The 26,252-nt window shown below is 50.4% G+C and carries 22 protein-coding genes; 7 read left to right on the top strand and 15 right to left on the bottom strand.

What is annotated here, in order from left to right:
- Positions 1–53: 53 nt before the first annotated feature.
- Positions 54–1,127 carry a cobalt-precorrin-5B (C(1))-methyltransferase gene (locus tag ACP7IZ_RS12390; RefSeq protein WP_426849503.1) on the top strand — a complete coding sequence of 358 codons (1,074 nt, stop codon included), beginning with the start codon at positions 54–56 and terminating at the stop codon, positions 1,125–1,127.
- A gap of 4 nt (positions 1,128–1,131) precedes the next feature.
- On the opposite strand, the gene cobM is transcribed toward ACP7IZ_RS12390, so the two are convergent.
- Genes cobM through cbiE form a run of 3 tightly spaced genes read right to left on the bottom strand, consistent with a single transcriptional unit; the run spans position 1,132 to position 3,506 of the window.
- Positions 1,132–1,890, bottom strand: a complete 759-nt coding sequence (gene cobM / locus ACP7IZ_RS12385) for a precorrin-4 C(11)-methyltransferase (protein ID WP_426849501.1) — start codon at positions 1,888–1,890, stop codon at positions 1,132–1,134.
- On the bottom strand, positions 1,891–2,265 hold the full coding sequence (locus ACP7IZ_RS12380; protein WP_426849500.1) for a cobalamin biosynthesis protein: 375 nt from the start codon (positions 2,263–2,265) through the stop codon (positions 1,891–1,893). It lies immediately after the preceding gene.
- Entirely contained in the window at positions 2,262–3,506 is a 1,245-nt protein-coding gene (gene cbiE, locus ACP7IZ_RS12375) for a precorrin-6y C5,15-methyltransferase (decarboxylating) subunit CbiE (protein ID WP_426849498.1), read from the bottom strand. Before cbiE ends, ACP7IZ_RS12380 begins: the two co-directional genes overlap by 4 nt.
- Positions 3,507–3,595: 89 nt before the next feature.
- Between cbiE and ACP7IZ_RS12370 the strand changes: the two genes are divergently transcribed.
- A complete protein-coding gene (locus ACP7IZ_RS12370; protein WP_426849496.1) occupies positions 3,596–4,399 on the top strand; it encodes a cobalt-precorrin-6A reductase in 804 nt (267 codons plus the stop codon).
- On the opposite strand, the gene cobJ is transcribed toward ACP7IZ_RS12370, so the two are convergent.
- The 4 genes from cobJ to cobG are packed head-to-tail and all read right to left on the bottom strand — an operon-like array spanning position 4,369 to position 7,698.
- A complete protein-coding gene (cobJ, locus tag ACP7IZ_RS12365; RefSeq protein ID WP_426849494.1) occupies positions 4,369–5,127 on the bottom strand; it encodes a precorrin-3B C(17)-methyltransferase in 759 nt (252 codons plus the stop codon). The two genes, ACP7IZ_RS12370 and cobJ, sit on opposite strands and share 31 nt — an antisense overlap.
- The gene (locus tag ACP7IZ_RS12360) at positions 5,124–5,849 is read right to left on the bottom strand and encodes a precorrin-2 C(20)-methyltransferase (RefSeq protein WP_426849492.1); all 726 of its coding nucleotides are present in this window, start codon (positions 5,847–5,849) and stop codon (positions 5,124–5,126) included. Before ACP7IZ_RS12360 ends, cobJ begins: the two co-directional genes overlap by 4 nt.
- A complete protein-coding gene (locus tag ACP7IZ_RS12355; protein WP_426849491.1) occupies positions 5,850–6,479 on the bottom strand; it encodes a precorrin-8X methylmutase in 630 nt (209 codons plus the stop codon).
- Positions 6,466–7,698, bottom strand: a complete 1,233-nt coding sequence (cobG, locus tag ACP7IZ_RS12350; RefSeq protein ID WP_426849489.1) for a precorrin-3B synthase — start codon at positions 7,696–7,698, stop codon at positions 6,466–6,468. Before cobG ends, ACP7IZ_RS12355 begins: the two co-directional genes overlap by 14 nt.
- Positions 7,699–7,866: 168 nt before the next feature.
- Here cobG and ACP7IZ_RS12345 point away from each other — a divergent pair, with 168 nt between their 5' ends.
- Positions 7,867–8,406 carry a Dabb family protein gene (locus ACP7IZ_RS12345; protein WP_426849487.1) on the top strand — a complete coding sequence of 180 codons (540 nt, stop codon included), beginning with the start codon at positions 7,867–7,869 and terminating at the stop codon, positions 8,404–8,406.
- A 51-nt stretch (positions 8,407–8,457) separates the two neighbouring features.
- Here the strand turns inward: ACP7IZ_RS12345 and fumC are convergent, their stop codons facing one another.
- Positions 8,458–9,906 (bottom strand): class II fumarate hydratase, encoded by a 1,449-nt coding sequence (gene fumC, locus ACP7IZ_RS12340; RefSeq protein WP_426849485.1) that lies wholly within the window; start codon positions 9,904–9,906, stop codon positions 8,458–8,460.
- A 328-nt stretch (positions 9,907–10,234) separates the two neighbouring features.
- On the opposite strand from fumC, the gene ACP7IZ_RS12335 reads away from it, so the two are divergent.
- Entirely contained in the window at positions 10,235–12,169 is a 1,935-nt protein-coding gene (locus tag ACP7IZ_RS12335) for a hypothetical protein (RefSeq protein WP_426849483.1), read from the top strand.
- A 6-nt stretch (positions 12,170–12,175) separates the two neighbouring features.
- Here the strand turns inward: ACP7IZ_RS12335 and ACP7IZ_RS12330 are convergent, their stop codons facing one another.
- The 4 genes from ACP7IZ_RS12330 to ACP7IZ_RS12315 all read right to left on the bottom strand — a co-directional run bounded on the left by ACP7IZ_RS12330 (position 12,176) and on the right by ACP7IZ_RS12315 (position 18,542).
- Complete coding sequence (locus tag ACP7IZ_RS12330) at positions 12,176–13,111, bottom strand: helix-turn-helix domain-containing protein (RefSeq protein ID WP_426849481.1); 936 nt, start codon at positions 13,109–13,111, stop codon at positions 12,176–12,178.
- 157 nt (positions 13,112–13,268) lie between these two features.
- The gene (locus ACP7IZ_RS12325) at positions 13,269–14,162 is read right to left on the bottom strand and encodes a transporter (protein ID WP_003630995.1); all 894 of its coding nucleotides are present in this window, start codon (positions 14,160–14,162) and stop codon (positions 13,269–13,271) included.
- An 87-nt stretch (positions 14,163–14,249) separates the two neighbouring features.
- Positions 14,250–16,706 (bottom strand): membrane-bound PQQ-dependent dehydrogenase, glucose/quinate/shikimate family, encoded by a 2,457-nt coding sequence (locus tag ACP7IZ_RS12320; RefSeq protein ID WP_426849479.1) that lies wholly within the window; start codon positions 16,704–16,706, stop codon positions 14,250–14,252.
- A gap of 339 nt (positions 16,707–17,045) precedes the next feature.
- Entirely contained in the window at positions 17,046–18,542 is a 1,497-nt protein-coding gene (locus tag ACP7IZ_RS12315; RefSeq protein WP_426849478.1) for an outer membrane beta-barrel protein, read from the bottom strand.
- A 523-nt stretch (positions 18,543–19,065) separates the two neighbouring features.
- Here ACP7IZ_RS12315 and ACP7IZ_RS12310 point away from each other — a divergent pair.
- Positions 19,066–20,337: a cation:proton antiporter gene (locus ACP7IZ_RS12310; protein WP_426849476.1), complete on the top strand. Its 1,272-nt coding sequence runs from the start codon at positions 19,066–19,068 to the stop codon at positions 20,335–20,337.
- 75 nt (positions 20,338–20,412) lie between these two features.
- Here the strand turns inward: ACP7IZ_RS12310 and ACP7IZ_RS12305 are convergent, their stop codons facing one another.
- Complete coding sequence (locus ACP7IZ_RS12305) at positions 20,413–21,864, bottom strand: PepSY-associated TM helix domain-containing protein (RefSeq protein WP_426849475.1); 1,452 nt, start codon at positions 21,862–21,864, stop codon at positions 20,413–20,415.
- A gap of 179 nt (positions 21,865–22,043) precedes the next feature.
- Between ACP7IZ_RS12305 and ACP7IZ_RS12300 the strand changes: the two genes are divergently transcribed.
- A complete protein-coding gene (locus ACP7IZ_RS12300) occupies positions 22,044–22,355 on the top strand; it encodes a hypothetical protein (RefSeq protein ID WP_426849473.1) in 312 nt (103 codons plus the stop codon).
- Between the two features lie 404 nt (positions 22,356–22,759).
- Complete coding sequence (locus tag ACP7IZ_RS12295; protein ID WP_170315338.1) at positions 22,760–23,137, top strand: hypothetical protein; 378 nt, start codon at positions 22,760–22,762, stop codon at positions 23,135–23,137.
- Between the two features lie 65 nt (positions 23,138–23,202).
- Here ACP7IZ_RS12295 and ACP7IZ_RS12290 read toward each other — a convergent pair whose 3' ends face one another.
- A complete protein-coding gene (locus ACP7IZ_RS12290; RefSeq protein ID WP_426849471.1) occupies positions 23,203–24,285 on the bottom strand; it encodes an AI-2E family transporter in 1,083 nt (360 codons plus the stop codon).
- Positions 24,285–26,159 (bottom strand): AsmA family protein, encoded by a 1,875-nt coding sequence (locus tag ACP7IZ_RS12285; protein WP_426849470.1) that lies wholly within the window; start codon positions 26,157–26,159, stop codon positions 24,285–24,287. The genes ACP7IZ_RS12290 and ACP7IZ_RS12285 overlap by 1 nt, the downstream gene beginning before the upstream one ends.
- Positions 26,160–26,252: the final 93 nt, after the last annotated feature.

Here is a 26,252-nt window from a genome sequence, read left to right as displayed (position 1 = left end):
GGATGGGGCTTTTTTTATGTTCTGCAACACGCAGATGAATTACATCATGCCGCATGGCACCCAACACTCATCCCCTCCGGCGAGGCTGGACAACAGGCAGCTGTGCAACAGCCGCTGCAAAGGCAGCATGGCTGATCCTAAACGGCCATTCGGCTCCGGCCTGCGTAAATATCACCCTACCCTCCGGCCAACATGTTGGTTTCGCCATTGCCCGTACCGGTGGCACGCTAGATGCACCTTTTGCTGAAGTTATTAAAGATGCGGGAGATGACCCCGATATCACGCATGGGGCGCTTATCCGTGCAACCGTCAAAGCTTTGCCTGCTGGTTGCGGCACCGTATTTCAAGCTGGCCCCGGTGTAGGCACTGTCACCCGCCCCGGCTTACCGCTAGCGGTGGGGGAGCCAGCCATAAATCCAACACCTCGGGCCATGATCCGTGCAGCTTTAACCGAAGCAAATGCAGGTATCTGCCCAGATGCAGAGGTGAGTATCAGTGTGGAAAATGGAGAAAAACTAGCTGAACGTACGTTAAATAGTCGGCTAGGCATTTTGGGCGGTTTGTCCATTCTGGGCACAACCGGCATTGTAGTGCCTTTTTCATGCTCGGCATGGATTGAAAGCATCCATCGGGGAGTGGATGTTGCGCGCGCTGAAGGCTTGACGCATTTGGCAGGAAGCACCGGAAATGTTTCTGAAAAAGGCGTGCAGAAATTCTATAATCTGCCAGACAGTGCGCTTATTGAAATGGGGGATTTTGCTGGTGGCCTGTTAAAATACCTCCGCAAACACCCTGTGCCACACCTTACGATATCTGGCGGCATCGCCAAAATGACCAAGCTTGGCCAAGGCTTTATGGACCTGCATTCTAAACGAGGCCCAGCAGACATGCGCCAGTTGGCTGCGCTTGTTCTCGCGCATAACGGAAAACCCGATATAGCAGACACTATTGCGCGCAGCCCCACAGTAGCAGAGGCCTTTTTGCACGCAAGTCAGCAGGGTTTTCCGCTAGGCAACCTCATTGCCCGCTCTGCCTTACAAACCGTTAAGGACGTTCTACACCCCGCCCCCATACAAGCCGATGTGCTGGTGTTTGACCGTGCAGGCAATCTGGTTGGGCAAGCCTGAAAGCTTAGTCCTGCCCGCGAAAACGCCGCCGATAATCAGGGTTATACAAAGCGCTTTCCCTAAAATCTTTATCCCCCAATACCCGGCCCACTATCACAAGTGCGGTGCGTTCTATGGGGTTTTCTTTTAATTTGGTTGCAATGTTAGCGAGTGTTCCTCGTAGCACAAGCTGATCTGGCCATGTTGCTCGGGCCACAATGGCTACCGGACAATCCGCCCCATAAAATGGTGTTAGCTCTTCTACAATTCTATCCAGCGCATACACTGCCAGATGAATAGCCAATGTAGCCCCTGTAGCGCCAAACGCTGCCAGCGTTTCTTTTTCTGGCATGGCGGAAGCACGCCCGTTTACACGCGTGAGCACCACACTTTGGGCAACGCCTGGTATGGTTAATTCCTGCCCTAATATGGAAGCCGCTGCCGCAAAGGCTGGTACGCCCGGTGTCATGCTCCACGGAATACCGTGCTTGTCCAAACGGCGGATTTGCTCTGCCACAGCGCTATAAACAGACAGATCACCTGAATGCAGGCGTGCCACATCCTGCCCTTGCTGATGGGCTTTTACGTATTCGGCTTCAATCTCGTCCAATGTCATGGGGGCTGTATCAACCTTACGCGCATCAGGCGGGCAGAATTGCAGCATTTCCGGCGGCACAATAGATCCTGCATACAAGCATACTGGACAGGATGCCAAAATATCCCTTCCGCGTATGGTAAGCAGATCAGCTGCTCCGGGGCCTGCCCCTATAAAATGCACGGTCATTCAAATATCTCCTTCTGCCACGGCGCATGTCACACCACTCATGCTGCAACGCGGTACAATAAGTTTGCCCTGTGGGCCAGCCGCAACCAATGCACAGGCTTCAGATACAGAGGCTACGCCAGTATGCTGCATGCTACGGGCTGATACTGTCTGGCATTGCGCATTCATCTGCCGCATGGCGGCAAGCTCTATCCAGACAATTCGAATATCCAGCCATTTTGCTACCTGTAACGGCAGATTTTCTGTATGCCGAAATGCAGGCACAGCAAGAGCTGACAACTCTTTACCAAACTGCTGCGCCAAGGCGAGTTCAATACACGCCTGAGCCTGCGCTAAGGTCGCCCTGCTGTTCCAACCCATACCTAGAAATATCATGCAACGCTGGGCTTTTGCGCAATCCATTGCGTTACCGGCATGGCAGGGCGGAAACCGTGCAGAGAGCCTATCTTCTCTAACCGAGACACAGAGATACGCGTAAGCGTTCCGCCCCACTCCTGCATAGCGCGTAGCAAGCGCGCTTCTGTTTCAGCCACCACGGCATTCACGACAATACGACCACTGGGTTTAAGAGCCTGCCATGCAGTTTCCAACACACCAGCGCGGCTTGCACCTCCACCAATAAAAATAGCATCAGGCTTTGGCAAATCTTCCATGCCTTCTGGCGCACGGACTTGCCTTATATCTAGCCCCGGCACACCAAGAGCCACAGCATTGCGTGCAATGCGTGCAACCCGCTCTGGCTGCGCTTCAACACACACAGCGCGGCAAGAGGGAGATGCCAACATCCATTCAATACTGATGGAACCAGCCCCGCCCCCAATATCCCACAACAACTCCCCTGCCCGAGGCGCTAGGGATGATAGTGTAACAGCGCGAATTTCCCGCTTTGTAAGCTGGCCATCATGTTCGAAGCACGTATCGGGCAACCCGTTGGTAAGAGGCAATGTGTGCGGAGCGCTTTGGGCATCTATCTCCAACCCGATCAGATTAAGCCGTTGAAGCTTATCCGGGGCACCTTTGCTGGCGTAAAAACTGTGCATGGCTTCATGTGGGCCACCCAGCCGCTCCAGCACATGGCAGCGCGTTGCCCCTAACCCTTTACTGCTAAGCCAGTTGGCCAAAGCACGCGGCGTATTTTCATCAGCAGACAGTACAATCACACGGCCAGATGGCTGCAAAGCTGGATAAAGCTGCTCTATGGGGCGGCCACATAGAGAAATCACCCGGCAGTCCTGCTCTGCCCACCCAAGCCGACTACATGCCAAAGCCACAGAAGATGGAGCAGGCAAGCACAGCATTTCCTGCGGTGGAATAGAACGCGCGAGTGTATTACCCACGCCAAAAAAGAATGGATTACCAGAGGCCAATACTACAGTTGGCGCGCCCTTTCGGGCAAGAATGGCATCTATTCCGCGTTCAAAGGGTGTGGGCCAAGCAAGTGTTTTCCCCTGCACTAAGGAAGCCACCAGTTCCAAATGGCGAGCCCCTCCGACCACAAAAACCGCTTGTGTAAGAATGGAACGCGCAACAGGAGAAAGACCCTCCACACCATCTTCCCCAATCCCGATCAGGGTGAGCCACGGGGTTTGTGGCGCATGTTGGGGTTGCTCGGTCATTTATCCATTCCTTTTTTGGCACATACTTGCACGCTAATGGGCTGGGCTTTTACAACAGTTTTATTTTTTATGCTGTAAAGCTTGCCCGTATGCCTTCATCTTCCAATAATTTTCGCGTTCTTGTTCTCGGCGGCACCACAGAAGCTTCTGCCTTGTGCCGTGATCTGGAGCAGACCCCCTCCATCAGTACCACGCTTTCCCTTGCCGGAGTAACCAAACAGCCGCATTTACCTACGCTATCCGTGCGGATTGGTGGTTTTGGGGGCGCTGATGGGTTAAGCACATGGCTTAAAACACATGGCATCAGCGCACTCATAGATGCCACCCACCCTTTTGCGGCCACTATGAGCCAACACGCCGCCACAGCCTGCGGCACTACCCAAACACCTCTACTACGTCTTGAACGTCCTGGTTGGCAGGAAATGCCAGGCGATAAATGGTTCCATGCAGCTGATCTGAAAGAAGCCGCCAGCCTGTTAGCTAATTCTCCAAAATGGGGAACAGCACCACAGCGCATTTTTTTAACAACAGGCCGTAAGGAATTAGCGCCGTTTAAAATTGCGCCCCAACATCATTACCTCATTCGCTCCATTGATGCGCCAGATCCTGCCTCCTTACCTCCAAATGCAACAGTTCTGCTGGATCGCGGGCCTTTTGATGTGAGCCGTGAAGCCAAGCTAATGCAGGATTACGGCATCACACTCCTGGTTTCCAAAAACTCCGGGGGCAGCGCTACATACCCCAAACTGGAAGCTGCACGCCTGTTGCGTATTCCCGTCCTGATGATTGACCGCCCAGTGGCCTGCCCTCATATCCCTACAGTAGAAACTGCTCAACAAGCCATGGCATGGTTACAGGCGCATCAAGCTGCATCAACCCGCCGCAAAGTGTAGAACCACGGTTCACCATTGGGCCGATCCACCAAACGGCTAGCTTTACAGCCTATCAGCACCAATGTGCTCATATCGGCCCATTCCGCATTGGCATCCTGTAGGGTGGAAAGCCGCACAGCTTCATCAGGCCGCCCAATGGCGCGCGCGAAAGCAACGGGAATAGTGGCTGGCAAAACACCGCGCAAATGCTCCAATGCCTCACCCAACTGCCACGGGCGAGCATGAGACCGAGGATTATACAGCGCAATCACAAATCCAGCCTGTGCAGCCAGCCGCAACCGTTCCAGCACGACATCCCAGGGTTTGAGGTTATCTGAAAGGGACATCACACAAAAATCCCCACCCAACGGGGCACCCAGCCGCGCAGCCGCAGCCAGAACAGCACTTAGGCCGGGAACAACGCTAATATCCAGCGCACGCCATTTATCTGGCCCTTGCTCCAATGCTTCAAACACAGCGCTGGCCATGCCAAATACGCCTGCATCTCCACCAGAAACAACTGCCACATGCCGCCCTTGCTCTGCCATTTCCAACGCATGGCGAGCGCGATCAAGTTCTACCCTGTTGTCTGAGGCATGACGAACAACGTGCGGAGGGGCTTCTACCCGGTTTACATACGGGCCATAACCAACCAGATCTGTTGCTTGAGCTAAGGCCTGATCTGCCTGTGGCGTACGCTGGAGGCTATTACCTGGCCCCAACCCTATAATGGTAACGCTACCCTTCATCTCACACCTTTCCGACCCGGCAGCAGAACCAACGAGAAATAAGGCACGTTATCTGCCTGCTCCTGCAAGGCACACATACGGGTATTTTCCTGCGTGCCGCGTTCAACATATACGGCATCTTCCAAACGCCCCGCTTTTTCCAGCGCCCGCTTGACCTGTGGCATATTACGGCCTGTTTTCATGATAACTGCGGCATCTGCCTGTTCCAGCCAGTTGGTCAGCTTTTCTTCTGGCAACGTGGCAGGAAGAACGCACAGCACATCATCCCCGTGCGTTATGGGCAGGTGTGCCTGTGTCCAGCAGCCATTCATAGCCATAATGCCGGGTACAATTTCGGTTTCAAAACCAGCTTTCAGCCGATCAAAAAGATACATGGCCGAACCATACAGAAAGGGGTCGCCCTCACATAACAGAACGACGTCCTGCCCCTTTTCCAGCCGCTGAGCCAGATTGCGCGCGCAGTCATCATAAAATTGGCCCATGCCACCATGATACGCCGGGTTGGCAACGGAAATTTCTGTTGTGAATGGATATTCTAGCCGCAACTCCTCGGCATCGGGCGCAATATGTGCGCGTGCAATAGTACGCGCATGGCCCGGCCTATCATGACGGCAGAAATACGCCACGACCTTTGCCGCCTGCACCAGCCGAACAGCCCTTACTGTCATAAGTTCCGGATCACCCGGGCCTACGCCAACAACCTGCAATTTGCCGCGTGTCATTTATTCACGCTCACAAGCCAGAGCATTTACAGCAGCAGCAGCCATGGCGCTGCCCCCCGGCCGACCGCGCACGACAAGCCAAGGCACATCCTTACGGAGGGAAAGAGCTTCCTTAGATTCCATGGCACCCACAAAACCTACAGGCAGCCCGATAATGGCCGCAGGGTACGGTGCGCCTGCATCCAACATTTCCAGCAAGTGGAAGAGTGCTGTCGGTGCATTGCCAATGGCAACCACTGCCCCAGCCAGCTTTTCACCCCACAAATCCAGCGCTGCGGCAGAGCGGGTGTTGCCAATCTGGCGCGCCAATTCCGGGGTGCGGCTATCGCGCAGCGTGCAGGTTACGGCATTATCAGCAGGCAGGCGCGCCCGTGTAACCCCATGTGCCACCATTTCGGAATCGCACAAAACATCGCAGCCCTTTTTCAGGGCCGTGCGGGCAGCCGTAACAAAATCAGCCGTCATGCTAACAGATTGCGCCATTTCCACCATGCCGCAGGCATGAATAATACGTACGACAACCTGCGCTTCTTCCGGCGTAAAAGCAGACAGATCGGCTTCTGCCCGAATGGTCGCGAAGGAGCGTTCGTAAATAGCTGCTCCATCCTTGATATACTCATACGCGGCCATTCATTATCCTTTCCTGTGGCTTGGTGCCTATAAAATAGTCTTCGACTGCTGTGTCATCTGGAAAAAAGCGCATGACAGGTCCCGATGCCGTGCCATTGCGGATAAGCCCATAGCCATTTTGGGCGGCAACAACCGTCCAGCTTGCTTTTGCTGGGTGCGCACATCCTTTACTACACCCAGATACATGCAGGCTTTCCCCTGCCCCCAAACTATGCGCCAGTGTTTTTGCCAGTGCTTGTGTTGCACCTTCTGCTTGCGCACACCCTGCATTTCCCATGCAGGCAGAAACTCGTAAAATAGGATTGGTGCTTGTATCCACCATATCCGCCACATGCGGCGCGTAAGGCATACCGTGCAGAATAAGACTGTGCCACGGCGTAAGCCGCAGGATGCCATCTCCGTTTCGTGCATGATGCGCACAGCTACGCAGCATAGTGGATGTTAAAATGCCTAATGGCGCATTAAGGGCATATAAGGCAGAGCCTATTTGGCCCGCTAATAAAGCCGGATCCGGCGCGGCTGCACTCGTACCTTCTGCTGGATAATAAGGCTGATTAACGGCCTGAAAGAGCATTTTACCCGTTTCTGGGTGCCGTGCTGGCCGTTTACCCTCCGGGATAGCGGTAAAAGCCTGAGCCAGTTTTATAGCCAATTCAACTGTGGCCTGAACGGGTGCAGCCTTGCTTTTCTGATTGCCACATACAACAGACCACAGCCCCGCCCCATTGGCTTGCAACGTGATATCTGCCTTCAACACCCCAAAAGTAAACAGCCCTCCGCCATCTACGGCAAAGCCAAACTTATCGGGCAATACAGAAAGGTTATCGGCATGACACAAGGCCACGCGCAAAGCTGTGGCACATTCCAACGTATCTGGGGCACAGGATCGATCACACCCCGCCAAAGGGGATACCAATAACGCCAAACGCTTTTCATGCTCAGGATTGGCCATACCTAAACCTGCCAGAACGGCCAGTTCGGGAAAACGCAGGGCGTTGTTATGAGAGAACCCACGTAATTGCAGGCTGGCGCGGTTGGTAAGGCAGATCAGCCCATTGCCTTCACGCTCTGCAATCTGTGCCAGAAAAACAGCCTGCGCCGCGGTTATCCGGCCCAACGGTGGCCTTACACGCACCAACCATCCATCCTTGGCTTGCATGGGGGCAAACAGACCCGGACACCACCCTTTAACCTCTGGCGGCGTAAAACGCTGTGTCACGCTATCTGCCTCCTTTTCTGGCTACGGCGGATACAAAATCTCTCTTCACGGTCGCCCTGTTACGCAACACAAGCCCTGCTTGTCAAAAAGCCAAACGCGCTTCCATATTTGAGAGAGGTAGCCTGTCGCATTACGTGAGCCAGCAGCAATCTGTGTTATGAAATACAGATGACCATAACATCTCCTCTTTCCATCCGCCTGGGCTTGATAGCAGGTTTGTTTTTTGCCGGATCAGGCATTTACTCTACCCGCGCCTGTGCAAATGAAACCCTCACGCTGGATACAGCCGCACAGGCCACACATGCGTTGGTGAAACAGATAGGTGAACAGCGCTTTACTGCGCCAGACTTTCGCCCCGGCACTGTGCGGCACATGGTGATGTTTCAGTTCCGCACCACGGCAACTGCTGCTGAAAGGCAGGAAGTCACACGTCGTTTTCTGGAACTGGCGACACACTCACGCCGACCGGATGGCAAACTGGTTGTTGCCAACTTAGAATCTGGGCCGCAAAATAGTGGTGAAAATGCAGACCACGGGCTGGATTATGGGTATCTTGTTACCTTCCGTTCAGAAGGTGATCGTAATTACTATGTAGGTCGCCCGATTGTACACACGAGCGGATGTTTTGACCCCGCGCATGATGCCTTTAAAAAATTTGCTGCACCATTTCTGGCCAATGTGGTGGTTTTTGATTTTACCGTAAAATGAAGGGGAGAGAAAAACTCTCCCCATTCCGTTAAGGCTTGAAATATTTAGTATTCAGGCCCCGGCAACGCCTTCTCCCACCATATCAAGTGGGTTTACCACCTTCTCGAAGGTAGCCGCATCTACGTAACCAGATTTAAGGGCCGCATCCTTGAGGGAAAGATCATGCTCCATGGCAATGTGTGCAATTTCCGCAGCCTTGTCATAGCCAATGACAGGGGCCAAAGCCGTAACGAGCATAACGGACCCACCCACATTCTGCTTAAGCCGCTTTTCGTTTAGTTGCGTACCTTCAACAGAAAAAATGCGGAAGTTATGGCAGCCATCGGCCAAAATACGGATACTGGCAAGACAGTTGGCCAGTATTACCGGCCGCATAACATTCAGATCCAACTGGCCCTGACTAGCCGCAAAAGCAATGGTGTTATCATTCCCCAACACCTGCGTTGCAATCATCACCATTGCTTCACATTGAGTAGGATTCACTTTGCCGGGCATGATAGAAGAGCCAGGTTCATTTTCGGGCAGATGCAGTTCGCCTAACCCGCAACGTGGGCCGGAGGCCAGCCAGCGCATGTCGTTGGCAATTTTCAGCAATGGCACCGCCAAGCCGCGCAAACCGGCAGATGTTCTGGCCATGGCATCCAACCCACTTAACGCAGCAAATTTGTTAGGCGCCGTAACAAATGGCTGCTTTGTTAGCTCTGCTATGCGCGCAGCTATGGCTTTGCTGAAACCTGCTGGTGCATTCAGCCCCGTGCCAACAGCAGTGCCGCCAGCAGCAAGCTCGAACAAAGCTTCACGATCTTTACGCAGGCCACAAAGCGCATCTTCTAGCATTTGCACCCAGCCAGACCATTCCTGCCCTACCGTTAAAGGCACAGCATCTTGTAAATGGGTGCGGCCAATTTTAACAACGTCCATCCATTGTTCGGCCTTTTGCCGTAAAGCTTCTATAAGCTTTTCCACGCTGGGCAAAAGTCGGTTTTCAATTTCCAGCAATGTGACAACATGCATGGCCGTTGGAAATGAATCGTTGCTGGATTGGCCCATGTTCACATCATCATTGGGATGGATGGGTGTTTTAGAGCCAATTTTGCCACCTACAAGCTGAATGGCACGGTTTGCAATAACCTCATTCACATTCATATTTGTTTGGGTGCCAGACCCTGTCTGCCAAACAAACAGCGGAAAATGTGCATCCAGCTTACCTGCTGTAACTTCATCTGCAACCGTGGCTATCAGATCTGCCTTCCATTGCGGCATACGTCCTTCTGCCGCGTTCACCAACGCAGCCGCTTTTTTAACAATGCCGTAAGCATGGTACAGCGGTAGAGGCATACGCTCTGTGCCAATGGAAAAATGCACCAGACTGCGCTGGGTTTGTGCTCCCCAGTATTTGTCTGCCGGAACATCTATGGTTCCCATTGAATCCCGTTCCTGCCGGACACCTGTGGCCTGAATACCTACAGGACAAAAACGAATTTGCGGATTGTTGCTCATGATACATTACCTCCCTGCTGGCTCGTGACGTTCAGCCAGCTTTCTGGTTTGAGCAGCATAGACCTCTTCCGCATCTAAAAATGAGGCCACGACCATCACATTTAGACGATGATGATTTTCAATCAGATATTTATAAGATTTTTGAAATTTACTTATATCTATCGTTTCACTAACTCCTTTACTAAGTAAGGGCTAGAAAAACCAAGATGCATTTCTGCTATGAATATGGCCACTTCATAGACTTGCTATAGCCAAACGTTTATTCTACACGCTTTGTTTACATCATTCAAAAGGGCGTGACATGTTGCGCCCTCATGAACTTGGCTCAATGCATGATTCCATAAAAAATTATCATGCAAATAATTTCATCGTGAAATGGTACAGCATTCAACATGCACATACCGTGGAAAATATGAGAAAACTGTTACTGACAGGGAGCGTATTTACCTGCACCATACTGCTTTCTGCCCCCGCTCTGGCAGATGATGCGCAGGAACTGGCCGCCATTAAGGCGGAAATGCGCCGGTTGGCTGCGCAGGTGGAAGCAATTGAATCCCGTCAGGCTAAGCGGCATACAGGCACCTCCGCCCCCACCCGTAATGTTGCCCATAGCGCCAACACACCTACAGGCGCACATACTGGCAATAAGCTTGCCACTGCTTACGCAAATCAAGCAGATCGGGAAGATCCTTCCATCCGCTTCTCACCAGATGAAGCACCAGTTAAAACTGCCACCAATACGCAAGGCGGAACTGCAAAAAGCGGTTTGGGCTTTAAATGGTTGCCCGGAGCCTCTGGCTCTGACTTACCCCCTGCCGCAGACACAGAAGAAAAAAGCCATTCCTCAATCGATCTTTCATCTTCCAGCCCTACTGCCATTACGCAAACAGAAGTTGATAGATTACCGCCCATTTTCAGTATTGGTGGCATATCTGTAAAGCTGGGTGGCTTTATAGATATGTCCAATATCTGGCGTAGTTCGAACATGACCAGCGGCCCCGCAACGGGCTGGGGCAACTTTCCTTATGCCAACAGCCCCAACCATGGGTTGTCTGAAGAACGGCTTTCTGCCCAGCTCAGCCGCCTGTCAATTTTAATGGAAGCTAACCCCAGCAAGTCTTCCCGCTTGCAGGCTTATGTTGAAAGTGATTTTGCGGGTTCTGGCAGCACAACCAATAGCGTGCAGATTAATGGCTACACGCCGCGTCTGCGGCAAGGTTACTTTACGTTCACCCAAAAGGATTGGGGCTTACATATTCTTATGGGGCAAGCATGGAGCTTGGCTACCAACTACGCCAAAGGCATTATTCCCCGCCAAGAAGAATTGCCCGCAGTTACAGATAACAACCAGTTGCCCGGTATTGTTTTTACACGCGTGCCTCAAATCCGAATTGGCAAGGACTGGAATCAGAAATACTGGCTTGGCCTTTCTATTGAAGACCCTCAGGCTACCGTTGGTTTCTCTTCCACTATCAGTTCTGGCAGCACCATTCCTGCTGCGCGGGGGCAAGCAGAAGGCGCGCGTGTTTACTATGCCAATACCGGGGGAATGCTGCTAAACGCAGCCACAAATTACTCTTACAACCCTGTTCCGGATATGATTCTGAAGGCAGCGGCAGATACGTCCTTCGGTCATTATGAAGTGTTCGGCCTTGCGCGCTGGTTCCGCTCTCTTGCTGTGGAACCGGGGACAACAACAACCAAAAAACACACCCATTTTGGTGGCGGCGTAGGTGCTGGTATGACAGCCCCCTTGGGCACGAACCGCCTACACCTTACCGGTGATGTTCTGGCCGGTGATGGCATTGGCCGTTATGGACCAACCCAAATACCAGATACAACATTCAACGGCCGTGGGCAGCTTACGCCTGTTCCCGAAATTATGGGATCACTCGGCTTAGTGGGGCACCCCAATTCTTCCGTGCTGCTTTACACTTATGGGGGCGTGGAAGCTTCTGGTCGCAAACGTTATATTGGCGCAGATGGCAAGCAATATGGTTACGGCGTAAACGATCTGGATCTGGCTGGGTGCGATGTGGAATTTGGGGTATGTAGTGCACAAACACACACCCTTGCCTCCTTTACCGCTGGCGGCTGGTGGCACTTTTTGCAAGGCCGTTACGGAAGCATGATGGCAGGCTTGCAATATACCTTTGTGCGCAAGTTCGCCTTTAAGGGCAATGACGGACATGGCGATAGCGTAGACCCGGCAACATCAGGCAATACAGTTTACGTAACTTTCCGGTACTTCCCGTTCCAGTAAAGGCTTTTAGTTAATCCCAAAGCCCTTCATCTTGCGGTAAAGTGTTGCACGGCTAATTCCCAAACCACGTGCAGCCTGCGTAACATTTCCCTGAGAAACCGCCAAAGCGGAGCGGATAACGTTTTCTTCCGCCTTTTGGAAACTTATTTCCGATCCCTCTTCCAGTTCGGTTAACAGGTTGGGGTGTTGGGCAATGGTTTGATCTGTCCAGCCCATCCATTCACGCGCAGCATGCGTGGCGCCTGTAATCTCCCCTTGGTCGTTAATAGAAACCAAAGGTGCTGAGCACCCCCTTACAGAACCCAAGGTAAGTATTTTTTGCCCTGCGTAACTGTTACGGAAAAGCTGTTCTTCAATACGCCGGCCAGATTGGGCAAGTGTTTCCATTAGCAGTTTGTCAATGGGCTGGGCTGTTTTGCCATTCATGGAGGCAAGGTTTAGGGCTCCTGCAACACGCCCCTGTGCATCGAATATCGGTACAGCATAACTAATCAGCAAAGAAAAACAAAAGCGCCAATGCGCGCCTCGCCCCAGAAAAACGGGGCATCTATCCTCTACGCATGTTCCAATACCATTGGTGCCTGCTATCTCTTCGCTCCAGATAGCGCCTTCACGCAGATTAAGGCGGCGACAAACGGAAAGGTGTGTTTCATCTGCGCAGCGTGCCAGAATCATGGCGTTTGGATCGGCCAACAATACCATAAGCCCCAAACCTTGCACCAAAGTAAAAAGGTGCTGCATTTCTTCCGAAGCTTGGCGCAAAAGCAATGCGGACCGGCTGCTAACATGCCGAAATTCTGCACCACACAGAACGTCTGCCTTCCATTTTTGGGAAGGATCAAGCTGGTAGGATGTCTCGCAACGTATCCAAGATTTCTGTACTGTTTCTTCCGGGCTTTCTGCTTTGGAAACAGTATGTTGAGAAAAAGGCCGTGTATTCATCGCGAGGGCTCTACCATATCCGACAAGGACATATTAAAGGCTTTTCTAACGTTGTTTTTCTCTTATACATAAAAAATATAACTCTCATAGGTAATTTATGTATTTTATTTTTTACCTATCTTCTCCAAGTAAATTTTTTGTTATTCAAAAATAAAACCTACTGCCAAAGGTAAACAAACTTTATGTAATAGGCATTAGTTTCTGGTGTATTTCGCCCTTCAAGAGAATGCGAGTAGCGGGCCGTTAGCGAAAAGTGCTGGTTAATATTATACATAAGCCCCGGGCCCAGAGCGATTTCACGGCTGTTAGAATTATCCAGATACTGGCGTAACGTGTTATCGCGCGTTCCTGTTACATTCTGCCAGTCAAATGCAAGAAATGGTTCGAACTTCTTGGTCGCTTTCCAGCTAAATCGCAAGTTGGTGTAAAACACCACACCGGGTGAATAGCTATGCTGGTCTTTTTGATGTTTTGTAGAGCCAACAACCGTGCCGGCATCACCATCAAAACTGAAGTGTTTCCATTCATAATCAAATATTAAACTGGATATATTTGACCAATAATTTGTAGATGTTGCATCTCTTGTGCCATATGGCGTTTGCATAAAGGTCTGTATGCCAAAAGTACTGTGCTTGTTGGGCTTAAACCATGCTGCTGGCCCAACAATAGTAGGCCCTAGCCCACCGTAATTTGTGCCATCTGCCAGTTTGTAGCTTTCGGTTTGGATCAACTCAAAAGCAAACCCAACATGAGGAATGGCCTCAAAACTACGAAAGTGCACATATTTTGTCATACCCGACCATGTATGGCTGCCGCCTGTTGGCGTACGCTGCCCACCACTTCCGTAACTATGGCCTGCGGCGTTTCCATCACCATACTGCACCAGCACGTTAAATGGCTTGAAATCCACAGGTAGGTCATATTCATGGGGGCCAATAATGCCCAACGTGATATCCGCAGCTCGCGCAGGAACTACGTGACACACAATCACTGTAGGCATGACGAAACGCACGAGGGAAAGCAGACGCTCCCCGCCTTCTATCAAACGCATCTGAATATTCCGATAAGCAACAATAACAATCAAAGAAACGCGTGATGCGGGGTTCCAGATAAACTGGAACCCCAATGTGTTAACGCGTTACTGAGCGGGAGAAGCTTTCTCACCATCAAGCGTGTAAGCGATAATGTAATCACCGCTTCTGGTACCAAGGCCACCGTGGCCACCGGCTGCAATCAGCACATACTGCTTGCCACCAGCTTCGTAGCTCATGGGGGTAGCCTGGCCGCCTGCTGGCAGGCGATCACGCCAGATCACCTTACCGCTCGCCAGATCAAATGCCCGCAGATAATCATCTGCTGTGGCACCCATAAACACAACGCCACCTTTGGTAACAATATTGCCGCCAATATTATACATACCGGTAGGCAAAGGCAGGTTGTTATGGGTACGGAAAGGCCCGGTATCACGCGTTGTGCCAACAGGATGCTGCCAGACAATCTTCTTGGTAACCAGATCGATTGCTGTCAGCGTGCCCCAAACCGGCCCCTTACAAGGGATCTGTAGTGGGTTCAGCCAAGGGTTGGTAAGCGCAATATAGGGTGTTCCGTAATCTGGAGAAACAGAAAGGGCATCACCTTTAGGCGCAGGTTCTTCCCCACTGCCAGTCCATTTTGGCAGCGTACCGGCCTGCTCCATTCCCGTACGTTTTTCCAGCTTGATACGGAAAGGCAGATAGCTTGCATTGGCCAGCATAATCTTACGCTGCGGGTCAATGGTAATACCCTGCCAGTCTACAACACCGTAAAATGCAGGATAAACAATGGTTGTTTTACCCACATGCGGTGGTGTGAACTGCCCTTCGTAAGCAGACTGACGATACTGGATACGGCAGATCATCTGGTCCAGCAGCGTTGCCCCCCACATATCAGACTCTTTAAGATTGGCCGGTGTAAGAGAAGGCATGCCAACAGGATAAGGCTGTGTGGGAGATACACGGTCATCCGGCGCATGGCCTGCTGTGGGAACCGGCTTTTCTTCAACCGGATAACCCGGAACAGGTGTGCCGGTGCGACGGTCCAGAACAAAAAACTCACCACGCTTGGTGCTCTGCACCAGTGCAGGAACTTGCTCACCATTCGCGCCGGGAAGTTCCACCATAGATGGACCAGAAGGCAGATCCATATCCCACAGATCGTGATGCACGGTCTGATAGGTCCAGCGGCGTTCACCCGTTACAATATCCAGCGCAATTGTGGCAGAGGATGTTGCATCGTCAAACGGACGACGGGTTCCGCCCCAGTTATCTGGCGGAGAGTTACCCGTAGGAATGTAAACAAGCCCAAGGTTGAGGTCTGCCGTGTAAACACCCCAAGCATTGGGTGTATCACGCGTTAGCTCATCATTCGGGCCGGGTTTCCATGTTTCTGGCTGATGCCCTGCATCCCACGCCCAGGCAATTTCACCTGTTGTAGCGTCAAACGCACGGATAGCGCCGGAGGGCTCGAAATTGGCTTGGTTATCAAAAATCCACCCGCCAGTAATCACGCGGTTTTTGGCTACCATTGGCGGAGAGGTTACAAAATGGAACCCATGCGGCACATGGCCCAGATACTGGCGCAGGGAGATAAAGCCGTGATCACCAAAATCTTCACAGGGTTTGCCGGTTTCTGCGTTTACCGCCACCATGCGCACATCGGCAACTGGTGAGTAAATGCGGTTACGGCAGCTTGTCTGAATTTCATCAGGAATATGGTAGTAAGAAACACCGCGGCAAGCCAGGTAGACGTTCTTGTCCAAATCTGCCGTTGCGGGGTGCGGATCAAACTTCCATTTCACTTTACCTGTGGCTGCATCCAGCGCCATCACCCAGCTATGGGGTGTGCACATGTAAAGTGTATCACCAACCTTAATGGGCGTAAGTTCCAGATTGAACTCATGCCCTTGGTCTGGCCCAGCTACAGTACCTTCACCCTGCTGCTGCACATCCCCCGTGCGGGTAACCCATGCACGTTTAAGGTGCGAGATATTGGAAGCCGTAATCTGCCCCAATGGAGTGTAACGGTCTCCGCCAACAGTGCGGCCATAAGCCGTCCAATCTCCATCTGGCACACCTGCTGATGTTTCATCAGACTGGCCGCTTGCTGTCATGCGGTCTGCCGGTACGGTGCCATCAATGGAATAAGAACTGAAGCAACTTGCCACAACAACAAGGCAGGAAACCACCAAAGAACCCAGAACTTCGCGCTTATCACCCAGCCAGCTATTGCCCGAGCGCCAAACCCCTGGCAGCAGAAGCCAAACACCTAGCCCGATAAGCGTAAAGAGACGAACTTCCAGGCCCCAGATATTCAGCCCGACTTCGCATAAAGACCAAATAGTGGCCACAAGCAGCAAAGCAGCATACAGGCGCATAGCCAGAGCAGGCTTGCGAAAGCCGCTAATAGCGGCCCCCAGCATGACACCGCCAGCAATAATATAAAACCAGGAACCACCAAGGAACAGAAGTTCCGCGCCGCCAAAGAAGAGGAAAAGCCCCACAATGGCAAGCAGAATAGAGGTTATGAGCGAGAATAACCTCGCCTGACTCTCTCGCATACTCGTGCTCTTTCTACAGTTTCACGAGCCGTTACGGCGGCATGATCCTGAGATACCATGCTCACGCAGCGGCCAATGGCCCTGCACAACACAAAAGGACACAATGCCGTCACACTTTTGTCCTGTTTTTCACGCGAGTTTGTAAAAAATGTTACCAATTGTCTCATGGGTGAGACAGTTGGTAAGGCTGACTGTTCTATTGAAGCTAAAATAGCAGTGCCGGACATATTCAGGCAGATGCATCATTCTTTTGCTGTATAAAATAGAAAGCTAAAAAAACGGGAGATTTTGTTTTTATATCTCCCGTATTCTTATCACCTCTATATTTTTAAAAACACCTTAGAACGACCATGTTGCATCGCAACTGAACCAAAGCATGTTGTTTGTGCCGTTATTAACGGTTGGGTTTTGCACAGTGCCAGCCTGGTTGAATGGATGCGTGCCGTTGAGGGATTTGTCCAGCCGAATTTCAGGCCGGATCGTAAAGCCGCCCAGCGCCAGCCTTTTGTTCACGAACTCGGGCCTGTAGGAGACGCCCACCGTCAGCTCCCCATAAGTTGTGGGCAAGGCGTTGTAATATGGGAAGGGCTGGTTGCTCAGAGCCTGCGTGAGAGAGTTAAAGCTGGAATATTCCGTAATCACCCCACCTGTATTGTCCCGAAAGATTTCGCCGCGTGCATTAAATGTCAGCCAAGGGTGAATGTCGTAAGAAAAATAGGTTGTCACCCCATAAGCATCATCACGCAAAGAATCATCGTGCAGATAGGTGCCATCCACAGAAACAGTCATCTTGTCATTGATATGATACGTGGCCATCACATCCGCATTATACTGCATAAGGCTGTTGGCCTGCTTGCCAATGCCTGCACTCACCCACCCTGTGGGTGAAACAATGGTGCGGCCATTGTTACCCTGCGGCCCAAAATGCCCGATGGCATGCACATCCAGCTTGCCATCCATCAGCTTGTTCCACGCCAGACCAAAATAGCCCTTGGGCTTGTTGTTGTTGCCAGAGGCACCAAAGGTTGTGGAATTCCCTGCATCCACCCCCAAAATCCAGTCCATATGGCGTGTCAGATGCATGGTGGCCAGAATACCTACCGTCTGAAACGGTACGATATAATCTGAGGCGTAGTTATATGTGTAGAATGGCCGTGCAAGAGCGGGCGTGCCTTCTGCCCCCATAATGCCGTACATCTGGCCGATCTGCACATCAATGCCGCGCTTGAAGATCCACGGCAGATGTACATCCAGATGCGCCTGTGTGGGGGCCCATTGATACAGACCATGCAAAGACCCAGACCCCATCCCGATTGTGGGGTCAAACCGTGCATCGGAACCATACATGGCCTCCAGCACAAAGCCGATGCCGTATCCGCTGCCTACAGACGTGACAGGATGAGACAGAGAGCCAATGATCTGATTCAGCGTGACCGTATTGGCTCGATCTGAATAATACTGCGCAAAGTTGCGGCCAGAACGGGTCCAGGGGTTTCCTGAAATCCCTGCTTCAATGGAGACATGCCCTTCCAGACCTTCCCAGTAGGTAGGTGTGTGCCCGGGTTTAACATGGAACAGGTTGCCTGCCTTGGGCTTCATGGCCTCTTCCTCTTCAGAAAGAGAAGTGGCAGGCGGCTCTTCTCCATCTGTTGGGGTACCTGCACCCTTTTCCGCCTCTTCGGGCTGAAGGGTTTTGGCGATGTCTCCCACCTGAACCTGTGCAGGCGCAGATGTTTGTGCATGAGCTACTGATGTGCCTGTTTCACACAAAAATGCAGCGCAGCATGATAGCAATACAAATTTGAAGGCACTTCGATCGGTTTTGGTCTGTCGCATGTATCACTTCTCTTGCGCATCAGAAATAGTGACGAACACGAAACGTATTGATCCACACTTGCCACCAGCCGAACACAAATAAAGTATTCAGCAGCATGATGCCTTCACCGCAGTTGTAAGACCAACACGTACGTTTCGAATTAGAAATAATATGCCGTGCGCAAAATGGCAATCCTCTAACCACAAAATAAACATGGATTTCAGCACAATTTACTCTGCTGAATGCCTTCTCTGCCCCTTTAGGGCCTAAAATATTGGATTTGCGCGTTCAATACGCAGGCAACCTGAGTTCTACCCAGTGCGTTGGTTAGAAACTTTTGCACCTATTATGAGATAAGATATTTGCAAACTCATTAAGTCTTCACAAAATTTTTTCAAAAACCAAATAAACTGAAATACTTATGTGTTTTTCATATATTATAAATGTCTATATTTATAATATACTTTTGATATATTCCTTATGCATATGCTGTTGCAATGTATCACAAACCTGCGCATACAAAACATATCAATACGCACTGATATGCGCAATTTGCATACCATCGCGGTTTTCGATTACAAAGGATTAGTTTTCAACAACAAAGGACGGAACGACACAGCAATGACATCGCTTTTCACAGATGCCACAATTTTTGTTTTCCTTCCTTGGGTGCTGTGGCGCCTTCTGCACAAAGCACTGCCTATTGTTGTATTACCTATCCTTATTGGCATTCTGCTGGCTGTATGGCACGCCCCCATAAAAGAACTGGGCATTCCTTCTTCTTATGGTGATACCATTGGGTGGGTTGCCGTATTGGTTTTGGCGTTTACTGCTGGCTTGGAAATGTGGCAGCACCCAGAGGGTGATACATCGGTCCATGCCATTGCCTCCCCCTCCCTCGGTCGTCTGTTAGCCGGTGCAGGCGTTGCTTTAGGTATTCCCTTCTTGCTTGGGGCCATCTTGGCCTACACCTGTTTTCTGCCTTTGCATGGATGGCAAGCTCCTCTGGCCTCACCTCTTATTGCCGCAGCTTCTATCGGCTTGTGCATTTCCGTAAGCGCTCTCCCGGTTCTGATTGGCGTTGTGAGAGAACTTGATGCGTCTCAACGTCCGTTGGGGCAATTAGCACTTAAGCTTGCTGTGGTGGATGATGCTGCCTTATGGGTTGGCCTTGCTGTTTTACAGTTTGCTCACAGAGGCACCGCAGCTCTTCATGGCTGGACAGGGCTGGAGCTTCTGGCCATTGCGCTACTGGTTGGGCTGGCTGCTGCTGGCAACTGGGCTTCTCGCCATTTCCGTCATCCTCCCGCATGGGTTATCTGGGTGACTGTTCCTGTTTATCTGGCCGCCGGATCATGGGCCAGCATGCAGCTTGGATTGCACGAACTGATAGGCGCATATTTTGCCGGTGCAATCATGCCGCCCAGTTGGGTAAGACGCCTGCCCATAGAACAGGTTGGAACATTTGCTCTTATCTGGCTGGCGCCAATGTTCTTTGGCCATAGCGGGCTACGAATAAATGGAGACGCCCTGACATGGCCTTCCATTATTGCGTCTTTTGCTCTGGTTGGTATTTCCATCCTGAGCAAGATTGGCGCAGTTTATGTGTTTCCGCCTGCTCCGGGGCTTAAACCCAGACAAGCCTTGGGTATTGGAGCGCTGCTACAATGCAAAGGGCTGATGGAAATTGTTGCCGCCACTATTCTGCATGAACAGGGTATGTTGTCTGATTTTGCTTTTGCATCTTTAATGGTGCTGGCAGTTGTTTCCACCGTTTTAACCGGGCCACTTTTCCGCCTGCTGGCGCCGCGTTAAACCAACGCCTCCTGCGGTAGAGCCCAAAAACGCAAAGCGCGCTGCTGGTGTATATACATCAGCAGCTTTACAAACCTAAAAGACAAAACATTTACAAACATAAATTAAGGGAATGACAAGGGTTGTTATAACAGCGCACGCCCCCAATACACGTATGCGCACTGTATCTGGTATTATAAAAGCTCCCCCAAGGCAGATACAAAAAATAGCATAATAAAGAAGGCTGACACTTAAATAACTTCCGAAATAAGGCGTTAAAAGTGCTGTGCTGATAAGAACAGAAATGCCGGAAATACATCCAAAAATACTGCCATATGTTAAACACGTAAGAAATTTTGTGCCCCTTCCAGGCTCTGTTGCTCCGTTTTTCTGCTCCTTTCGATACCGTGATATCAGCCACAATCTATTGCCAGAATAGAAAAGAAATGCCCCCACAAAACCCAGTATCAAGTATCCAAACTTAATTGTATTCCCACCAAAACTCCCAAAGTGCAGGGCAAAAAAGGTAGTTAAAATACTAAAGGATGCAGATTGGAGCCCCGGCATATATTCTGTAGAAAGTATTTTTCCAGAAGCTGGGTCAAGCTCGGCAAGGCCACCAGCCGGGCCACGCATCATATAGTGCTCATCATGCCCGATTACGCGTAAAGTCTGTTGCGCTTTATCTGTTGAGGCATAATCCAAAACATCTGGCACAAATCCCGGAGCCTGCTTTTGCAAAGCTTGCACAATCTCTGCCGGAGCAAGAGGCATGATAGAAGTCTGCGCAACCGCCTCGTGATTCATATTCCGTGCGTGCAAATGATGATCATGAATAGCCGCCGGAGCAGAAAACATCATGGTTTGCACATTATGGATGACACCATGATAAGCAAAAAGCACGGATGAAAGAGCAATAACCACATGAAAAGGCAGGCTAAAGAGGCCTAGAAGATTATGAATATCCAGCCATTTCTTCCACGCCCCCTTGATCAGCCGTAAGGCAAATAGATTTTTTGCCAGCATTGGCAAAAACACAATCACACCAGATACCAGCGCAACGGCATATAACAGCGCAATACTGCCCATGAACCATCTGCTGTAGGGCATAAAAACGGGTAGTCCCACATTTTCATGGAGCTCATCTATAAAATGCGCCACTTCAGATGGCTTGTGTCTTACCGTAACCAGATGCCCCTGTGCATCTAGTGAGGCCGCTATCATATCCACTGGTCCGGCATGCCTTTGCCCGGCCTCTACGGGCCACATCAGTCTGGCAGGCAAAGAAGCGGTGGGCGACAGCACAACCGTATATTCCTGCTGTGCCTCAGGGTAAGCTGCAAATGCTTTTTGCATCAGATCCGGCACCTGCTGCACAGTTACTGGTGCAGGCAAAGCCGCTGGCTTTGTGAGCCAGTTTTGAAGAGGCCCTTCAAAAACGCTGATGCCTCCAGCATAAAACGCCACAAAAAGAAACAACCCTGCCAGAATACCCACCCAACTATGAATATCCCGATACATTTGTACAATATCTGCGCGTATTTTCATGCCTGTAGGACCCTTAAAACAAAAAACAGGCCCCAGACACATAAGGCAGATATGGATAGGTAATTCCAAGCCCGCCTGCCGTTAGAAAACAAAAAGCAGGTTGGTAAAATAATGCACCACAGCAAAACCGTGAGCCATGTTAAAAACTGAGCAGATGCCGTTCTTGGATCACTATCTGCATGAGAGAGAACGCCAATTACACCAACAAGGCCAAATGTAAGAATATTACCCGGCACGACAGCCGCAGTAACTTTGGCAAACCAGTTTTGGCTTGTGTAAGTATATTTACGCATAACGCCTACCGTTGCCTCAGCAAAGCAACAGCAAATGGAAACAAAAGCCATACAAGCATCATCAACAGTATTTGCATGAATAATGCAGTCGCTACACTTTTGATCTGCCAAAGACAGCAAAAAGAAAGCACCAGCCCCGCCCATCCCGTCATTCTGAATAAACCTTTGGGGCGCAAAGGAACCGTAAATACATATTGATTACGGCAAGTGGCATAAAGCATACAGCACCCAAAAACAGTGGCTCCTGTTGCAATCCACATCATGTATTCAGGTAACATGCTGCCCCTCAATATTCCGCTCGGGCAGGAAAGATGTGGTTATGCTTGCCCCTCGCATGCATTTATATAAAGCCATGAACCTCATGCAAAAAAGCCACGCTATCTTTCAGACAAGTTAAAGGAGAACTCGTTGCACAAATACATTATTAAGAATCATTATCAACATAATTTTTTGCAGTTATCCATTTCCTCCCCTTTCATGGAGCAACCTTCCTGCCTGCCCTGTTCCCAGGCCATGGCAGGGTATCTTTGATAATCTTGTAAATGCCGCATCAAAGCCCCAAATTTTAATGGATCAAAATTATGCTAAAAGGATGCATTTACATGAGCCTTATTAAAAAATGTATATTCCCCGCCCTTAAAGTTAGCGCCATAGGCCTGAGTGCTGCATGGACAGCCATGGCAGCATGTAGCAAGGATAAGGAACTGGATGGCCAAGAAAAATCCGTCCATCTCGCTACCATGGGGTCTGCCGGTCTGGTTGGTATTCTAGGTTTTTGTCTCCTGCGTAAGGATGGATGGGGCAAAACATACCGCCCTTGGTTAGGCCTTAGCCTTATTGCCAGCCACGGAATTGCCGGTGTGCGTAGCCGTAAAGCTGTTCAACATCAGGATAAAAAGGATGCGGTGCAGAGCGGTATCTTGCAGATTGTTATGATTATTCTGGCCGCTTGTGTATTCACTACAAAGCCAAATAAATAACTCTTAAATAAACCCCAATATCTTGTGTACTTATTAAGATATTGGGGTTGTTATTCGATTTTGAATCAGGCTTCCTGATTACTTTCCATCCATTGCTTGATCAATGTATAGGTAATGGAAAGGATCATCGGTCCAACAAAAATACCGGCCAAACCCAAGGCTGCTAATCCGCCAATAACGCCCATCATGATAAGAACTAATGGAACATCTGCCTGTTTACGGATCAGATAAGGCCGCAACATGTTATCCAGAAAGATGGTTAAAAAAGTTATGGCAAGCAGAACAATTGCTGGCACCATTCCCTTATCAAAGTAAACCCAGATCACCGCCGGGAAAAGAGTAACCCCCGGCCCTGCTTGCAACAGACAAGCCATAAAGGTAACAGCCGTAAGAATGCTGGCCCATGGCACGCCTGTAAGGTACATACCACCGCCCCCTACCAAACTTTCAACAATGGCGGTAAGGGTAACGCCCAACGCAACCCCTCTGATAGTACGCACGGCCAGTTCCAGCATATTCTGCCCACGCTTGCCAGATAACGTTCCCACCAACCTTTCTGATGTTGTAATCAGATATTCAGCTTTTGCCAAAAATACCGTAAGTATAATAAGAGTAAGCAAAAACTGCACTGCAAGCATACCAATACTGCCCGCATAAGACATAAGATAATGCATAATCTGGTCTGGTTGCGGCACAGCCTGCTGCACAATATCCATTGGCTTCATGTTTTGCAGATGTTGCCACCATTTGCCCAAATACTCTCCCACCATAGGCAGATGGAGCAGTTTTTCTGGCAGATCGGGTAATTTTAGAGATTTAATGTAGGGAATGATATTACTGAACGCATCAGCATGCTTCACCACTGTAGAAACTGCCATCCAGAATGGCAGAACAAACAAGGCCAGAGCAACCAGAAGCGTGCAGGAAATAGCCATTTTACGGCTACCATGTAACCAGCCTTGCAACCGCAGCAATAATGGCCACATGGTTACAGCAATGGTGCCCGCCCAAATAAGAGCGGGAATAAAAGGTTCTAAAATCCACACTGCCCCCAGCACAAGGGTGCAGGCAAACAAAGCCACCAGCACAGGCCGCGTTCCTGTAGCAAGTTCAGGCTTTTGTTCGGAAACAGATGTCTCTGGTATCATTATTTTACGCTCATCCCATGGCTACAGGCCGAACCAGCCGTAAAGCTTTTTAGTTCAGGGGGTAAAAAGGATGCCATATCTGCTTCTTTCAAAAGTTCTCGTCCGCGGCCAGACCATTTGGCCAGCCCCACATGTGGGCTGCTAAAAGAGCCGCTCACCATAACGGGAATTTCCATAGCCAACATGCCTTTGGCACCATTGCTGGCAAAAACCAGTTCAAATGCTTTTTTGTTCAAATCAAACTCAGCTTTTCCCACAATACTACCTGCATCCGATTTTATACGTAATGGCTGCACAACACCTTTACCTTGTTGCATTTTTAGCGCCCCCAACAGGCATGATACACTCGCCTTGCCTTTGCTTTGGCGAAAGAGAGCCCCAACATCTGTTGTCGCAATATCCATCACTTCGCGAGAGATTGTTCCTGTGTTCATGCCCACTGCAGCCGTGACATTGGCCTGGCGCGAGGCTTCATTTAAAGTCTGGATATTATCTGCATGCGTAAGCACGCGAATATTCAGCTTTCCGCCCACCGGAAAAGGTGAAAACCCTGCCTGCTTACGAAACTGATCAATGTCCCCATTATCTACATTTACTGTAGCCTGTACGCGCGTGCCTTTCTGACCAGCCAACAAGTGCCCGGAAGCCTGAATACTGGCTCCAAGCCAATTCATTTTCATGGAGCTCACATCCACCCGGCCTGGCATTTGGCTTATGCTGATTTGGGCTTGATTGAAAACAAGCGTATTATACAGCACCGTATCTGCCGCGAGTGTAACATTAATAAGCGGATCAGGATGTAAAGGCACCAGCAGCGGCACATCAATACCGCTCGTAGATGTTTTGGGTTTTTCGGACGGGCTTCCCAAAAGAGCATTCAGGTTTAGGCGGGAAAACGCCATGGAACCAGCAACCTTATCAGGCTGCCCTTTCGCGCCTTCTGTAAATGTTACATCCGCAGTGCTAATCGGACTTTCTTTGAGCGAACCAGTTGTATGGTCCAGATGCCACACATCCCCTTTATGCGTAAAGTGCCCCGATAGCGTAACAGGTTGCGTAATCTTGCTATCAGCTTCGCCAGCAAAAGCCATGATCGGCCGGGATGTTGCTGTCTGCAAATCCAGCTTTGCATCAATACCATCAAAATCAAATAGATCTGTCATGGTGCCGTTGAGATGCAGAGATAAGTCCCCTGATGCCGCGTGAATATCTGTTCCGTAAGGCTTACCCGCTTGGCGCAAAACATCTATCGGCTGCATATTGGCCTGCAATGTTACGGGCGTGCCATTATACGCCCCGTTAACGTTCATCACCAATGGTGCGCTGTCACTTGTTGAGTGCAGGGCAACTGCCTTCAGGCCTGTTACATAGCTATGCCCATGCGCTGAACGGTAAATAACCTCACTATCCGTAATGGCTGCATCACGCAGGCCGGGAAACCATATTTTGCCACTGGGTTCCTTTGGCTTGGATGGCGCAGAAGATGCCTTTTTACCAAACCTCCAGTTGGGTTCACGCGTAAGCGTACGCTCGAACAAGCCCGAAAATCCATCAATTTTCACATCTCGCGCCTGCATTTGCCCATTAAATAAGGAACTAAGCAGGATTTGAGCGTGCAGATGCTTCAAGCTTATCATATCCGCACGGCTACCTTGGGGGATATTGGCCAGATGCAGATTATCCAGATCCACCGTAACCCACCGGCCAAAGCGCACATGCAATGCCTCTATTTGGGTTTTTCGGCCAAGTGACGCACTTATTTTATCTGAAGCGATATGCGCCAGATTATAGTGTGGAAGGCCAGCAAGCAGCACGCCAGTAGCCACAGCAGAAACGGCCAGAACACTTCCGGCCAACCATACCCAACGGGGCATACAAGTACCTTTCCCAATCCTTTATCAGGAAGTAGAATGCAGAAATATTATAAAAAATTCTACGGAAATTTATTTCTCTAAATCAGAAATATA

It is taken from the genome of Acetobacter sp. AAB5, assembly GCF_050106715.1.
In the GTDB taxonomy this organism is placed as follows: Bacteria; Pseudomonadota; Alphaproteobacteria; order Acetobacterales; family Acetobacteraceae; genus Acetobacter; species Acetobacter oryzifermentans.
This window is presented reverse-complemented; position numbering and strand designations above follow the sequence as displayed.

What these genes read in the sequence shown, in the direction of transcription:
- ACP7IZ_RS12300 (WP_426849473.1), top strand. Translation starts at nt 22,044, where the DNA reads ATGAGAGAGAACGCCAATTACACCAACAAGGCCAAATGTAAGAATATT.
- ACP7IZ_RS12355 (WP_426849491.1), bottom strand. Translation starts at nt 6,479, where the DNA reads ATGGCCGCGTATGAGTATATCAAGGATGGAGCAGCTATTTACGAACGC.
- ACP7IZ_RS12370 (WP_426849496.1), top strand. Translation starts at nt 3,596, where the DNA reads ATGCCTTCATCTTCCAATAATTTTCGCGTTCTTGTTCTCGGCGGCACC.
- fumC (WP_426849485.1), bottom strand. Translation starts at nt 9,906, where the DNA reads ATGAGCAACAATCCGCAAATTCGTTTTTGTCCTGTAGGTATTCAGGCC.
- ACP7IZ_RS12380 (WP_426849500.1), bottom strand. Translation starts at nt 2,265, where the DNA reads ATGATATTTCTAGGTATGGGTTGGAACAGCAGGGCGACCTTAGCGCAG.
- cobM (WP_426849501.1), bottom strand. Translation starts at nt 1,890, where the DNA reads ATGACCGTGCATTTTATAGGGGCAGGCCCCGGAGCAGCTGATCTGCTT.
- ACP7IZ_RS12290 (WP_426849471.1), bottom strand. Translation starts at nt 24,285, where the DNA reads ATGATACCAGAGACATCTGTTTCCGAACAAAAGCCTGAACTTGCTACA.
- ACP7IZ_RS12390 (WP_426849503.1), top strand. Translation starts at nt 54, where the DNA reads ATGGCACCCAACACTCATCCCCTCCGGCGAGGCTGGACAACAGGCAGC.
- ACP7IZ_RS12335 (WP_426849483.1), top strand. Translation starts at nt 10,235, where the DNA reads ATGCATGATTCCATAAAAAATTATCATGCAAATAATTTCATCGTGAAA.
- ACP7IZ_RS12315 (WP_426849478.1), bottom strand. Translation starts at nt 18,542, where the DNA reads ATGCGACAGACCAAAACCGATCGAAGTGCCTTCAAATTTGTATTGCTA.
- ACP7IZ_RS12305 (WP_426849475.1), bottom strand. Translation starts at nt 21,864, where the DNA reads ATGAAAATACGCGCAGATATTGTACAAATGTATCGGGATATTCATAGT.
- ACP7IZ_RS12360 (WP_426849492.1), bottom strand. Translation starts at nt 5,849, where the DNA reads ATGACACGCGGCAAATTGCAGGTTGTTGGCGTAGGCCCGGGTGATCCG.
- ACP7IZ_RS12325 (WP_003630995.1), bottom strand. Translation starts at nt 14,162, where the DNA reads ATGCGTTTGATAGAAGGCGGGGAGCGTCTGCTTTCCCTCGTGCGTTTC.
- ACP7IZ_RS12330 (WP_426849481.1), bottom strand. Translation starts at nt 13,111, where the DNA reads ATGAATACACGGCCTTTTTCTCAACATACTGTTTCCAAAGCAGAAAGC.
- ACP7IZ_RS12320 (WP_426849479.1), bottom strand. Translation starts at nt 16,706, where the DNA reads ATGCGAGAGAGTCAGGCGAGGTTATTCTCGCTCATAACCTCTATTCTG.
- ACP7IZ_RS12345 (WP_426849487.1), top strand. Translation starts at nt 7,867, where the DNA reads ATGACCATAACATCTCCTCTTTCCATCCGCCTGGGCTTGATAGCAGGT.
- ACP7IZ_RS12310 (WP_426849476.1), top strand. Translation starts at nt 19,066, where the DNA reads ATGCGCAATTTGCATACCATCGCGGTTTTCGATTACAAAGGATTAGTT.
- ACP7IZ_RS12295 (WP_170315338.1), top strand. Translation starts at nt 22,760, where the DNA reads ATGAGCCTTATTAAAAAATGTATATTCCCCGCCCTTAAAGTTAGCGCC.
- ACP7IZ_RS12285 (WP_426849470.1), bottom strand. Translation starts at nt 26,159, where the DNA reads ATGCCCCGTTGGGTATGGTTGGCCGGAAGTGTTCTGGCCGTTTCTGCT.
- cobJ (WP_426849494.1), bottom strand. Translation starts at nt 5,127, where the DNA reads ATGAAGGGTAGCGTTACCATTATAGGGTTGGGGCCAGGTAATAGCCTC.
- cbiE (WP_426849498.1), bottom strand. Translation starts at nt 3,506, where the DNA reads ATGACCGAGCAACCCCAACATGCGCCACAAACCCCGTGGCTCACCCTG.